Annotated in this window: 12 protein-coding genes; 8 read left to right on the forward strand and 4 right to left on the reverse strand. The window is 70.5% G+C overall.

Features of this window, described 5'->3' with window-relative positions; genetic code table 11:
* Position 1 precedes the first annotated feature (1 nt).
* From hyi to BDD16_RS20885, 4 genes are all read left to right on the forward strand, one after another.
* The gene (gene hyi / locus BDD16_RS20870) at positions 2-790 is read left to right on the forward strand and encodes a hydroxypyruvate isomerase (protein WP_179635698.1); all 789 of its coding nucleotides are present in this window, start codon (positions 2-4) and stop codon (positions 788-790) included.
* Positions 787-1710: a 2-hydroxy-3-oxopropionate reductase gene (gene glxR / locus BDD16_RS20875; RefSeq protein ID WP_179635699.1), complete on the forward strand. Its 924-nt coding sequence runs from the start codon at positions 787-789 to the stop codon at positions 1708-1710. Before hyi ends, glxR begins: the two co-directional genes overlap by 4 nt.
* A 57-nt stretch (positions 1711-1767) precedes the next feature.
* On the forward strand, positions 1768-3042 hold the full coding sequence (locus BDD16_RS20880; RefSeq protein ID WP_179635700.1) for a glycerate kinase type-2 family protein: 1275 nt from the start codon (positions 1768-1770) through the stop codon (positions 3040-3042).
* A gap of 92 nt (positions 3043-3134) precedes the next feature.
* Positions 3135-4244, forward strand: a complete 1110-nt coding sequence (locus BDD16_RS20885; protein WP_246332629.1) for a carbonic anhydrase — start codon at positions 3135-3137, stop codon at positions 4242-4244.
* Here the strand turns inward: BDD16_RS20885 and mnmH are convergent.
* On the reverse strand, positions 4228-5277 hold the full coding sequence (gene mnmH / locus BDD16_RS20890; protein WP_179635701.1) for a tRNA 2-selenouridine(34) synthase MnmH: 1050 nt from the start codon (positions 5275-5277) through the stop codon (positions 4228-4230). The two genes, BDD16_RS20885 and mnmH, sit on opposite strands and share 17 nt — an antisense overlap.
* Before the next feature lie 107 nt (positions 5278-5384).
* On the opposite strand from mnmH, the gene selD reads away from it, so the two are divergent.
* From selD to BDD16_RS20910, 4 genes are all read left to right on the forward strand, one after another.
* Entirely contained in the window at positions 5385-6440 is a 1056-nt protein-coding gene (selD, locus tag BDD16_RS20895; protein WP_179635702.1) for a selenide, water dikinase SelD, read from the forward strand.
* 52 nt (positions 6441-6492) lie between these two features.
* Complete coding sequence (locus tag BDD16_RS20900) at positions 6493-7170, forward strand: riboflavin synthase subunit alpha (protein ID WP_179635703.1); 678 nt, start codon at positions 6493-6495, stop codon at positions 7168-7170.
* Positions 7167-7745: a DUF1415 domain-containing protein gene (locus BDD16_RS20905; protein ID WP_179635704.1), complete on the forward strand. Its 579-nt coding sequence runs from the start codon at positions 7167-7169 to the stop codon at positions 7743-7745. Before BDD16_RS20900 ends, BDD16_RS20905 begins: the two co-directional genes overlap by 4 nt.
* Positions 7746-7880: 135 nt before the next feature.
* A complete protein-coding gene (locus tag BDD16_RS20910) occupies positions 7881-8597 on the forward strand; it encodes a septal ring lytic transglycosylase RlpA family protein (RefSeq protein ID WP_246332630.1) in 717 nt (238 codons plus the stop codon).
* Positions 8598-8620: 23 nt separating this feature from the next.
* On the opposite strand, the gene BDD16_RS20915 is transcribed toward BDD16_RS20910, so the two are convergent.
* Genes BDD16_RS20915 through BDD16_RS20925 form a run of 3 tightly spaced genes read right to left on the reverse strand, consistent with a single transcriptional unit; the run spans position 8621 to position 12358 of the window.
* Positions 8621-9550, reverse strand: coding sequence for a hydroxymethylglutaryl-CoA lyase (locus BDD16_RS20915; RefSeq protein ID WP_179635705.1), 930 nt, complete (start codon positions 9548-9550; stop codon positions 8621-8623).
* Entirely contained in the window at positions 9547-11529 is a 1983-nt protein-coding gene (locus BDD16_RS20920) for an acetyl/propionyl/methylcrotonyl-CoA carboxylase subunit alpha (protein WP_179635706.1), read from the reverse strand. Before BDD16_RS20920 ends, BDD16_RS20915 begins: the two co-directional genes overlap by 4 nt.
* 1 nt (position 11530) lies before the next feature.
* Positions 11531-12358, reverse strand: coding sequence for an enoyl-CoA hydratase/isomerase family protein (locus BDD16_RS20925; protein WP_218897894.1), 828 nt, complete (start codon positions 12356-12358; stop codon positions 11531-11533).
* Between the last annotated feature and the right edge of the window lie 8 nt (positions 12359-12366).

Genomic DNA, 12366 nt, shown 5'->3' on the forward strand with positions numbered 1-12366 from the left:
TATGCCCCGCTTTTCCGCCAACCTCTCGATGCTCTTCACCGAGGTGCCCTTCCTCGACCGCTTCATCCGCGCCCGCCGCGCCGGGTTCGAGGCGGTGGAGTTCCTCTTTCCCTATGACCACCCGGCGCAACACATCCGGGAACGGCTCGACGACGCGGGCCTGCAACTGGTGCTGCACAACCTGCCCGCGGGCGACTGGGAGGCCGGCGAGCGCGGCATCGCCTGCCACCCGGACCGGGTGGACGAGTTCCGCCGCGGAGTCGAGCGGGCGATCGAGTACGCGACCGCGCTCGGCGTGCCGCGGCTGAACTGCCTGGCGGGCAAGGCGCCGGCCGGGGTGCAGGACGCGGTGCTGCGCCAGACCTTCGTGGAGAACCTGCGCTACGCCGCGGGCGAGCTGAAGGCGGCAGGGCTGACGCTGCTGATCGAGCCGGTCAACACCTTCGACATCCCCGGCTTCTGGCTGAACCGCACTACGCAGGCGCTCGACGTGATGGACGAGGTGGATGCCGGCAACCTGCTGCTGCAGTTCGACCTCTACCACGCCCAGCGCATGGAGGGCGAACTCGCCGGCACGCTGACGCGCCACCTGCACCGCATCGGGCACATCCAACTGGCCGACAACCCCGGCCGCCACGAGCCCGGCACCGGCGAGATCCACTACCCCTTCCTGTTCGAGCACCTCGACCGGCTCGGCTGGAACGGCTGGGTCGGCTGCGAATACAAGCCCGCGACCACGACCGAGATGGGCCTGGGCTGGTTCCGTTCTTTTGCCAAGGAAACTGCATGACTGCCGACACCTCCTCGACCTTCCAGCCCCTTCGCCTCGGCTTCATCGGCCTGGGCATCATGGGCGCGCCGATGGCCGGCCACCTGGTCGCCGCCGGCCACACCGTGTTCGTCCACACCCGCGGCCGTGTGCCGCCCACGATCGCCGACAGCCGCGCCACGCTCTGCACCACGGCCCGCGGCGTCGCCGAGCGCGCCGACATCGTCTTCACGATGGTGCCCGACACGCCGGATGTCGAAGCGGTGCTGTTCGGTCCCCACGGCGTGGCGGCAGGCCTGGGCATTGGCAAGACCGTCGTGGACATGAGTTCCATCTCGCCGATCGCCACCAAGGACTTCGCGCAGCGCATCGCCGCCCTCGGCTGTAACTACCTCGACGCGCCGGTGTCCGGCGGCGAGGTCGGCGCGAAGAACGCCACGCTGTCGATCATGGTCGGCGGGACCGAGGCGGCGTTCGAGCGCGTGCGGCCCCTGTTCGCCTTGATGGGGAAGAACATCACCCACGTTGGCGGCGTGGGCGATGGCCAGACCGCCAAGGTGGCGAACCAGATCATCGTGGCCCTCAACATCGAAGCCGTCGCCGAGGCGCTGGTCTTCGCGGCCAAGGCGGGGGCGGATCCGGCGCGGGTGCGGACGGCGCTGATGGGCGGTTTCGCGTCGTCCCGGATCCTCGAAGTCCACGGCCAGCGCATGATCGACCGCACCTTCAACCCCGGCTTCCGCATCGAGCTGCACCAGAAGGATCTGAACCTCGCGCTGTCCACCGCACGCAGCCTCGGCGTCGCGCTGCCGAACACCGCGACCGCGCAGGAGCTGTTCAACGTCTGCGCGGCCCACGGCGGCAAGGCCTGGGACCACTCGGCGATGGTGCGGGCGCTGGAGACGATGTCCAATGTCGAGGTCGGCCCGCCGGCCGCCTGACCTCGCCCCGCACACCACCCGTCATTCCCGCGCAAGCGGGAACCCACGCACACCACCATGCCCCTCACCGACGCCCCCGCCTTCCTGCGCCGCCTCTTCGACGCCGCCATCGCCAGCGCCCAGCCCGCCCTGTGCATCCCGCCGCACCTGCCCGACCCCGCCAGCGTGCGCGGCCGGCTGGTCGTCATCGGCGCGGGCAAGGCCTCCGCCGCGATGGCACAGGCGGTCGAGCAGCACTGGCCCGGCCCGCTCACCGGCCTGGTGGTCACGCGCTACGGCTACAGCGTGCCCTGCGAGCACATCGAGATCATCGAAGCCGCCCACCCGGTCCCGGACGAAGCCGGCCTGCGCGCCGCCGAGCGCCTGCTCGCCTTCGTCGGCGGCCTCACGGCGGACGACGTGGTGCTGTGCCTCATCTCGGGTGGCGGCTCGGCGCTGCTGCCGCTGCCGCTGGCGGGCGTGACGCTGGCCGACAAGCAGGCGATCAACCGCGCGCTGCTCGCCTCGGGCGCCACGATCACCGAGATGAACTGCGTGCGCCGCCACCTCTCGGCGATCAAGGGCGGCCGGCTCGCCGCGGCGTGCCACCCGGCGCGGGTGCTGACGCTGCTGATCTCGGATGTGCCCGGCGACGACCCGATCGACATCGCCTCCGGCCCGACAGTGGCAGACCCGACGACCTGCGCCGACGCGCTCGACATCGTGCGGCGCTACGGCATCGAGCTGCCCGCCGCAGCCCGCGAGGTGCTCGACAGCGGCCGAGGCGAATCGGTCAAGCCGGGTGACCCACGCCTGGCGGGGATCGAAACGCGCATCGTCGCCGCGCCACAGCAAGCGCTCGAAGCCGCCGCCGCCGTGGCGCGCGAGGCCGGCGTCACGGCGCACATCCTCGGCGACGCCATCGAGGGCGAGGCGCGTGATGTCGGCAAGGTACTCGCCGGCCTGGCGCTGCAAGTTGCCCGGCAGGGGCAACCGTTTGCCGCACCGTGCGTGCTGCTGTCCGGCGGCGAGACGACGGTCACCGTGCGTGGCACCGGGCGCGGCGGGCGCAACGTCGAATGCCTGCTGTCGATGGGCATCGCGCTGGGCGGCCATCCGCGCATCCACGCGCTGGCGGGCGACACCGATGGCGTGGACGGGCAGGAGGAGATTGCCGGCGCCGTCTGGCAACCCGGGACGCTGGCGCGCGCCTGGGCGCTGGGCCTGCGCCCGAAGGACCGGCTGGCCGACAACGACGGCCACGGCTTCTTCGAGGCCCTGGGCGATCAGGTCATCACCGGACCGACGCTGACGAACGTCAACGACTTCCGCGCGATCTTCATCGGCCGCTGAGCGCGGACCGGGCGGTCTCTGCCGCGAACAGGGCTCAAGTCACCCGGTCATCGGGTCGAAAACCTGCAGCAACAGCCCTGCCGGAGAACCCGATGACCCGCCGCCCTATCCTGAACCTGAAGCCCCTGCATTGCGCCGCGCTGGTGTCCACCCTGCTGGTGAGCCCCTGGGCCATGGCCGCCGATGGTCATGCCGCACCGGCAGCCAAGCCCGCAGCCGCCAAGCCTGCAGCAGCGGCCGTCGAACCAGCCGCGGCCGGTCATGCAGCCGCCGCGCCCGCTGCCGCCGCGGCTCCGGCAGCGCTGCCCTCCGACGAACTGCAACGCCGCCTGCAGGAACGCATCGCGACCGTTCGCGCGGCCCAGGCCCAGGCGCATGCGCCCCGGGCCGCCACCCATGCACGCCGGGCCGCTAGCCCCGCGCCCGAACATGGAGCCGCAGCGCCCACCGTGCGCATGGGCATCGTGGCGCCCGCCGGCCATGCGCCGGCCGAGGCCGCCGCGCCCGCGCATGCACCGGCCGCCCATGCCGCGCACTGGTCCTACGCCGGCGAGGGTGGCCCGGCCGAATGGGCCAAGCTGCGCCCGGACTTCTCGACCTGCGCCTCCGGCACGCGCCAGAGCCCGATCGACATCCGTGGCGGTCTCAAGGTCGAGCTGGAGCCGATCAAGTTCAACTACCGCCCGACCGGCTTCAACGTGCTGGACAACGGCCACACGGTGCAGGCCAACCTCGGCTACGGCAACAACATCGAGGTCGCCGGCCGCCGCTACGACCTGGTGCAGTTCCACTTCCACCGGCCCTCGGAGGAGCGCATCAATGGCCGCCAGTACGACATGGTCGCCCACCTGGTCCACAAGGACCCGGAAGGCCGCCTGGCGGTGGTCGCCGTGCTGATGGACCAGGGCAAGCAGCATCCGATGGTGCAGCTGGTGTGGAACAGCCTGCCGCTGGAGAAGAACGAGGAGCTGCAGTCGCCCGCGCCGATCGACATGAACCTGCTGCTGCCGGAAGACCGCCGCTACTACACCTACATGGGCTCGCTGACGACGCCGCCGTGCAGCGAGGGCGTGCTGTGGCTGGTGCTCAAGCAGCCGGCCCAGATGTCGCCGGACCAGCTCGCGGTATTCGCGCGCCTCTACCCGATGAACGCCCGCCCGATCCAGCAGGCCAGCGGCCGACTGGTCAAGGAATCGAACTGATCCCGGTGGCCAGCACCACCAGCGCGGCCTCGTCCAGCGAGGCCGCCTCGACCCGCCGGGCCTCTTTCAGACGCTGGTAGTTGCCGTTCTGTGACCGCGCGTACAGCGGGTCGTAGTGCAGCACCATCAGCTCGGCGAACAGCGGGCGCAGTTCCCCGGCCACGGCCCAGGCCTGCCAGCGGGCGATCGTCTCGTTCGCCTGCAGGCCGTGCAGCTGGCCGAGCGTCTCCGCCAGCCGCGGGCCGTCGTCGCCCAGATAGACGTAGTCGCGCAGCAGGTAATCCAGCCGGGCCTCGGGTGACGCGACGATCTCGATGCAGGGACTCGCGCGCAGCCGCTCCAGCAGCGGTGTCGGCAGCGAGATCTGGCCGATCTTGCGGCTCTCGGACTCGACGTAGACGGGCCGGCCCAGGTCGAAGGCCTGCAGCTGCACCGCCAGTTGCGTCTCGAAGCGCTTCTGCGAGGGCTGCGGCGTGCCGGGCACCTTGCCCAGCACGGAGCCCTTGTGCACCGCCAGCCCTTCCAGATCGAGCACCTGCGCGCCCTGCGCGGACAGCGCGTGCAGCAGCGCGGTCTTGGCGCTGCCGGTCGGGCCGCAGAGCACGCGCAGCGGCAACTGCGGCGCGATCGCCTCGATCTGCGCGATGACGTGGCCGCGAAAGCGCTTGTAGCCACCCGCGAGCTGCTGCGCATCCCAGCCGACCAGGCGCAGCCACTGCACCATCGAGCCGCTGCGCAGACCGCCGCGCCAGCAGTAGACCAGCGGGCGCCAATCGGCCGGCTGGTCGTGGAACCGCTCGCGCAGGTGCCGGGCCAGATTGGCGGCCACCATGGCGCCACCGACCCGCCGGGCCTCGAAGGCGCTGCGCTGCTTGTAGATGGTGCCGACGATGCGGCGCTCCTCGTCGTCCAGCACGGGGCAGTTGATGGCGCCGGGCAGGTGGTCAAGCGCGAACTCGGACGGGGAACGGGCGTCGATGACGGTGTCGAAGGCGGCGATCTGGTCGATGCCGACGGGGCGGTTGTGGCTCATGGGGAACAGGGGTCTCGGCAGTCGCAGGCAAAATCGGCAGGTTCGGCCAGATCGTTCCGTCCGGCCCCGTGTCCCCGATTGTCTCGCCTTCGCCACCGACCCCGACCATGACCCTCCCGGCCACTTCCTCGCCCGCCCTCACCCAGCTCGCCCACGGCGGCGGCTGCGGCTGCAAGATCGCCCCGGGCGTGCTCAGCGACATCCTGGCGCGCAACACGCCGGGCCTGATCCCGCCAGAGCTGATGGTCGGCATCGAGACCAGCGACGACGCCGCCGTCTGGCGCCTCAATGACGAGCAGGCGCTGGTGGCGACCACCGACTTCTTCACCCCGATCGTCGACGACCCCTACGACTTCGGCCGCATCGCCGCGACCAACGCGCTGTCGGACGTCTACGCGATGGGGGGCCGCCCGATCATGGCGCTGGCCATCGTCGGCATGCCGATCAGCAAGCTCTCGCCCGAGGTGATCGGACGCATCCTGGAAGGCGGCGCGAGCGTGTGCCGCGAAGCGGGCATCCCGATCGCGGGCGGCCACTCGATCGACGTGGTCGAGCCGATCTACGGGCTGGTGGCGCTCGGGCTAGTCCATCCGAAGCGCGTGCGGCGCAATGCGGACGCGCAGGCCGGCGATGTGCTGGTGCTGGGCAAGCCGCTCGGCGTGGGCGTGCTGTCGGCGGCGCTGAAGAAGGGCCTGCTGGACGCAGCCGGCTACGCCGAGATGCTGCGCCACACGACCAAGCTGAACCGCGTCGGCGCCGACCTGGCCGGGCTGGACAGCGTGCACGCGATCACCGACGTCACCGGCTTCGGTCTGGCCGGGCACCTGCTGGAGATCTGCCGCGGCTCGAAGCTCGCGGCCGAGGTGCGCTGGGACGCGCTGCCGCTGATCGCCAGTGCGGTCGGCCACGCGCAGAACGGCATCTGGACCGGCGCCTCGACGCGCAACTGGGCCAGCTACGGCGCCAGCGTCACCCTGCCCGACGGTTTCCCGGACTGGCAGCGCGCGCTGGTCACCGATCCACAGACCAGCGGCGGGCTGCTGGTGAGCGTGGCGGCGGACGGCGTGGACGCGGTGCTGGCGATGTTCCGCGAGGCCGGGTTCGGCGAGGCGGCGGTCGTCGGCACGCTGGCAGCCGGTGCGCCGCGCGTCACCGTGGTCTGAGCGCCGCGCCACCCGATTCCAGCTTCCAGCTCCAGTACCAAGGATCACGCCCATGTTCACCGGCATCGTCCAGTCCATCGCCACCGTCGCGGCCATCACCGACCGCCCCGGCCTGCGCAGCTTCACGCTCGCCTTCCCGCTCGGCTTCCTGGAGGGCCAGGAGATCGGCGCCAGCGTCGCCTGCGACGGCACCTGCCTGACCGTCACGCAGCACCGCGACGCGCTGCACGCCGACTTCGACGTGATGCAGCAGAGCCTGAACCTCACCACGCTCGGCACGCTGCAGGTCGGCAGCCGGATCAACGTCGAGCGCGCCGCCCGCGATGGCGTGGAGATCGGCGGCCATCCGCTGTCCGGTCACATCGACTTCCAGGCCACGGTCGCCGAGATCCGCCGGCCCGAGAACAACCACGTGCTGCGCATCGCGGTGCCAGCGCCGTGGATGCGCTACGTGTTTCCGAAGGGCTACATCGCCATCAACGGCGCGAGCCTGACCATCGCCGAGGCCGACCGCCAGGCCGGCTGGTTCGAGGTCTGGCTGATCCCCGAGACGCTGCGCCAGACCACCTTCGGCGACAAGCAGGTCGGCGACGCGCTGAACATCGAGATCGAGCGGCAGACGCAGGTGCTGGTCGACACGGTGCGCGACACGCTGGAAGAACGCCTCGGGCCCTTGCTGCCCGCCCTGAAAGACCTGCTGCGCGAGCGCGGCGTGGAGATCCCCGAATGAGCCAGAACACCCCTACGCCCACCCCCACCCCCACCCCGGACGACACCCGGGTCATCGCCGACACCGTCGAGTGGCTGGAGAAAGCCGTCATCGGCCTGAACCTGTGCCCCTTCGCCAAGGCGGTGCATGTGAAGGCGCAGATCCGCTACGTGGTCAGCGCGGCCACCACGCCGGAAGCCCTGCTGGAAGACCTGGTGAAGGAGCTGGAAACGCTGGCCGAGGCCTCGCCCGAGAAGATCGAGACCACGCTGCTGATCCATCCGCAGGTGCTCGGCGACTTCATGGACTACAACGATTTCCTCGACGTGGCCGACGCGGCCGTGGAAGAACTGCAGCTCGACGGCATCCTGCAGGTCGCCAGTTTCCACCCCGACTACCAGTTCGACGAGACCCACATCGACGACATCGAGAACTACAGCAACCGCGCGCCCTACCCCACGCTGCACCTGCTGCGCGAGGACAGCATCGACGCCGCGGTGGCCGCATTTCCGGATGCAGGCGACATCTACGAGCGCAACATCGAGACGCTGAAGGCGCTCGGACAGGCCGGCTGGAAGCGGCTGTTCACGCGCTGAACACACCCCGCCGACAGCGGTAAGTGCGCGCCGCAATTGAACAAATTGGCTGGTACCAGCGCTTATCCCTGTTTCACGCAGCTTGCGGATGCCGTTAGACTGCGCTCCCAGTTGCCCCCCGGACGGAGATCGACATTGATTGCACGCACCGCGAAGACCACCCTGACCTGTCTCAGCCTTGCCACCACGCTGGCCGCGTTTGCCCCCGCCAGCCAGGCAGCAGAAGGACAGGCCATCAGCGAGGTCCCGCGGGCCGTGGCAGCGGAGCCAGCCGAACGGGCTGCTTCGGCGGCCTCCAGTTTCGAGCGGCTGGTGGAGCGTCCGATCGAGCGGGTCACCAGCGCCGCCGGCATGGCCGTCGCCAGCGCCGCCAGCGCGGCGACCACGGTGGCCACCACGGCAGCCAGCACAGCCACCAGCGCGGCCATGGATGCAGCCACGGTGGCCACGGCGGCGGTGTTCAGCGTGGCCAACGTCGCCACCACGACCGCGGTGAGCGCGGCCACCGCCGCCGCCACGCTGTTCCAGACCGGCCGCGTGTCGTTCTATGCCGACAAGTTCCACGGCCGCCCGACGGCCAGTGGCACGCCCTACGACGCCGAAGAGATGACGATGGCGCACCGCACGCTGCCGATCGGCACCAAGGTGATGATCACGAACACCGCCAATCAGCGCAGCGTGGTCGTGACCGTGAATGACCGCGGTCCGTTCACGGGCGGGCGGGTGGCCGATCTGTCGCGCGCCGCGGCCGAGAAACTCAACATGATCCGCGTCGGCATCGCCGAAGCGACGCTGCACGTGCTGCCGAACTCCGGCAACAAGCAGCAGGACAGCAAGACCCGGATCCGCTGACCCGTCGCCGGGTCCGCCAGCCTTCAGCCGCGCCGCGCCAGCAGCGCCCGCGCCACCCGCGAACCCGACAGCCGCCCGAGTTCCGCGCTGATCCAGGCGCCGCAGTCGACCAGCGCTTCCAGGTCCACACCGGTGCGCACACCCAGCCCGTGCAGCAGCCACACGACATCCTCGGTGGCGACATTGCCGGTCGCGCCCTTCGCATACGGACAGCCGCCCAGCCCGGCGACCGAGCTGTCGAACACGCGCACACCCATCTGGTAGCTCGCATGGACGTTGGCTGCGCCCATGCCGTAGGTGTCGTGGTAATGACCAGCGAGTTGCGCCATCGGCACCCGCGCCCCGACCGCTTCGAGCATCCGCGCCACGCTGGCCGGGTTGCCGACGCCGATCGTGTCGCCCAGCGACACCTCGTAGCAGCCCAGATCACGCAGTCGCCAAGCCACATCCGCCACCACCTGCGGCGTGATGGCGCCCTCGTAGGGACAGCCCACCACGCAGGAGATGTAGCCCCGCACGCGCATACCCGCCGCCTGCGCCGCGGCCAGGATCGGCTCGAAGCGGGTGATCGATTCGGCGATCGAGCAGTTGATGTTCTTCTGCGAGAACGCCTCGGACGCCGCTGCGAACACCGCCACCTCCTTGGCGCCTGCGGCCATCGCCGCCTCGAAGCCCTTCAGGTTCGGCGTCAGCACCGGGTAGTTCACGCCGGGGAATTCGTCCTGCGACGGCAGGCCGGCCATCACCTCGGCGTGGTCGGCCATCTGCGGCACCCACTTCGGCGACACGAAGGACGTCGCTTCGATGTCCTGCAGGCCCGCGGCGGCCAGGCGACGGATCAGCGCCAGCTTGGTGGCGGTGGGGATGAGCTGCTTCTCGTTCTGCAGGCCGTCGCGCGGGCCGACTTCGACGATGCGAACGTCCCGCGCGGGTTCCAGGTCCAGAAGTTTCATGGCTGCACCTCGACTTCAAAGTCCACCAGATCGACCCCGTCCGTGACCTGATCGCCCGCCGCGAAGTGGAACGCCTTCACCCGCCCCTTGGCCGGCGCGCTGATGGTGTGCTCCATCTTCATGGCTTCGAGCACCAGCAGCGGCGTGCCCTTCTCGACCACGCTGCCGGCCGTGGCGATCAGCGCGATCACCTTGCCGGGCATCGGCGCCTTCAGACCACCGGCATGGTCGTCGCCGCCACCGCCCGCGCTGAGCGCGCCCACGACGGTGACCGGCCACGAACGGCCCTCGAAGAACACCTGCCGCTTCTCGCCGCTGGTGACGACGGCCGCGCTGACGCGGCGTTCGCCGATCTGCGCGTGGACCGTGCCGCTCGGGCCGAACTGGCCGCGCACGGTCAGCAACTGGCCACCGATCGTCAGTTCATGGCCGCCGCTGACGTAGGCGACACCGACCGGCTGCACCTCGTCGCCGAGACGCAGCGTCAGCGTGCGCAAGGTGGTCGAATTCAGGCGCCAGCCATCGAGCACGGACCACGGCGAATCGTCGCGCACGCCTTGCGCCTCGCGCTGCAGTTCGGCCAGCGCCGCCAGCGCCCAGACCGCCTGCGGCACCGGCTGTGCGGCGGGGAACAGCACAGCGTTCTCGCGCTCGATCAGCGCGGTGTCGAGATCAGCGTTGGCGAACGCGGGCGCCGTCACCAGCCGCTGCAGGAACTCGACGTTGTTCGACACGCCGACCACGCGGTACTGCGCCAGCGCCGCCCGCATCCGTGCCAGCGCCCGCGGCCGGTCGCGGTCCCAGACGATGAGCTTGGCGATCATCGGGTCGTAGTGCGGCGAGATCTCGTCGCCCTGCTCGACGCCGGTGTCCACGCGCACATGGTCGCTCTCGGCCGGCGGGACCAGATGCACCAAGCGGCCGGTCGACGGCAGGAAACCGCGGTCCGGATCTTCCGCGTAGATGCGGGCCTCCAGCGCGTGGCCATCGAGCGTGAGCTGCTCCTGGCGCAGCGGCAGCGGCTCGCCAGACGCGACGCGCAGTTGCCATTCGACGAGGTCCAGCCCGGTGATCATTTCAGTGACCGGGTGCTCGACCTGGAGGCGGGTGTTCATCTCCATGAAGTAGAACGAGCCGTCCTGGTTGGCGATGAACTCGACCGTGCCGGCGCCGACGTAGCCGACCGCCTTGGCCGCCTCGACCGCCGCCTGGCCCATCGCGGCGCGGCGCTCGGGGGTCATGCCGGGCGCGGGCGCTTCTTCCAGCACCTTCTGATGTCGGCGCTGCACCGAGCAGTCGCGCTCGAACAGGTAGACGCAGTCGCCCTGCGTGTCGCCGAAGACCTGGATCTCGATGTGGCGCGGCCTGAGCACGTACTTCTCGACCAGCACGTGCTGATCGCCGAACGCGTTGATCGCCTCGCGCTGGCAGGAGGCGAGCGCGGACTCGAAGTCCTCGGCACGGTCGACGCGGCGCATCCCCTTGCCGCCGCCGCCCGCGCTGGCCTTGATCAGCACCGGGTAGCCGATGCACGCCGCCTGTTCGGCGAGGAAGGCGGGTTCCTGCTGGTCGCCGTGGTAGCCCGGCGTCAGCGGCACACCGGCCTTGTCCATCAGCGCCTTGGCTGCGGACTTGCTGCCCATCGCCCGGATCGCCGACGCGGGCGGGCCGATGAAGACGATGCCAGCCTCGGCGCAAGCGTCGGCGAAGGCGTCGTTTTCGGACAGGAAGCCGTAGCCGGGGTGAACCGCCTGCGCACCCGTGGCGCGGGCGACTTCGAGGATCTTGTCGGCGCGCAGGTAGCTCTCGCGCGCCGCGGCTGGGCCGATGCGCACCGCCTCGTCGGCCAGGCGGACATGGCGGGCATTGGCATCGGCGTCGGAGTACACCGCGACGGTCGCGATGCCCATGCGGCGTGCCGTCTTGATGACGCGGCAGGCGATCTCGCCGCGGTTGGCGATCAGGATCTTGGTGAACATGTCAGTGTCCCGTCGTGGGGTTCGGTGCGGGCGCGGAAACCATCCACGCAGCCTGTCGTTTGTCGAGGAAAGCGCTCAAGCCCTCACGCGCTTCCGGCGTGGCGCGCAGCGTGGCGATGCGGCGGGCGGTGTCGTCCACCACGTCGTCGGTCACCGGCTTGTTCGCCACCGCCCGGATCAGATCGGTCGCCGCCGCCTGGGCGTTCGGGCCACCGGCGAGCAGCGCCTCGACGATCGCCTCGATCTGCGGGTCCAGCCCACCTTCGCTGTCGGTGACCTCGTGGACCAGGCCGATCTCGCGGGCACGCGCCGCGGAGATGCGCTCGGCGGTCTGGAAGTAGCGGTAGGCCTGCCGCTCGCCGATGGCGCGGATCACGTAGGGGCTGATGGCGGACGGGATGATCCCGAACTTCACTTCGGAGGTCGCGAACACCGCCCGGTCGCTCGCCACGCAGATGTCGCAGGCGGCAGCCAGCCCCATGCCGCCACCGAGCGCTGCGCCGTGGACACGCGCAATCGTCGGCTTGGCCAAGGTGGACAGCGTACGGAACAGTTCGGCGAGTCGGCGCGCGTCGGCGAGGTTCTCGTCCACGGACGCCGCGCCCTGGCGCTGCATCCACGTCAGGTCGGCGCCGGCCGAGAAGCTCTTGCCCTCACCCGCCAGCACGATCACGCGCACGGTGGGGTCGGCGTCCAGCGCCAGCAGCGTGGCGGTCAGTTCGGCGATCAGCGTCTCGTCGAAGGCGTTGTGGACGGCCGGCTTGGCCATCCAGACCCAGGCGACGCACCGCGCCGCTTCACCGCGCCGATCGATCTTCAAGGTGGTCATCGTCATCG

Source organism: Sphaerotilus montanus, assembly GCF_013410775.1.
In the GTDB taxonomy this organism is placed as follows: domain Bacteria; phylum Pseudomonadota; class Gammaproteobacteria; order Burkholderiales; family Burkholderiaceae_C; genus Sphaerotilus; species Sphaerotilus montanus.

What these genes read in the sequence shown, in the direction of transcription:
- hyi (WP_179635698.1), top strand. Translation starts at nt 2, where the DNA reads ATGCCCCGCTTTTCCGCCAACCTCTCGATGCTCTTCACCGAGGTGCCC.
- glxR (WP_179635699.1), top strand. Translation starts at nt 787, where the DNA reads ATGACTGCCGACACCTCCTCGACCTTCCAGCCCCTTCGCCTCGGCTTC.
- BDD16_RS20880 (WP_179635700.1), top strand. Translation starts at nt 1,768, where the DNA reads ATGCCCCTCACCGACGCCCCCGCCTTCCTGCGCCGCCTCTTCGACGCC.
- BDD16_RS20885 (WP_246332629.1), top strand. Translation starts at nt 3,135, where the DNA reads ATGACCCGCCGCCCTATCCTGAACCTGAAGCCCCTGCATTGCGCCGCG.
- mnmH (WP_179635701.1), bottom strand. Translation starts at nt 5,277, where the DNA reads ATGAGCCACAACCGCCCCGTCGGCATCGACCAGATCGCCGCCTTCGAC.
- selD (WP_179635702.1), top strand. Translation starts at nt 5,385, where the DNA reads ATGACCCTCCCGGCCACTTCCTCGCCCGCCCTCACCCAGCTCGCCCAC.
- BDD16_RS20900 (WP_179635703.1), top strand. Translation starts at nt 6,493, where the DNA reads ATGTTCACCGGCATCGTCCAGTCCATCGCCACCGTCGCGGCCATCACC.
- BDD16_RS20905 (WP_179635704.1), top strand. Translation starts at nt 7,167, where the DNA reads ATGAGCCAGAACACCCCTACGCCCACCCCCACCCCCACCCCGGACGAC.
- BDD16_RS20915 (WP_179635705.1), bottom strand. Translation starts at nt 9,550, where the DNA reads ATGAAACTTCTGGACCTGGAACCCGCGCGGGACGTTCGCATCGTCGAA.
- BDD16_RS20920 (WP_179635706.1), bottom strand. Translation starts at nt 11,529, where the DNA reads ATGTTCACCAAGATCCTGATCGCCAACCGCGGCGAGATCGCCTGCCGC.
- BDD16_RS20925 (WP_218897894.1), bottom strand. Translation starts at nt 12,358, where the DNA reads ATGACCACCTTGAAGATCGATCGGCGCGGTGAAGCGGCGCGGTGCGTC.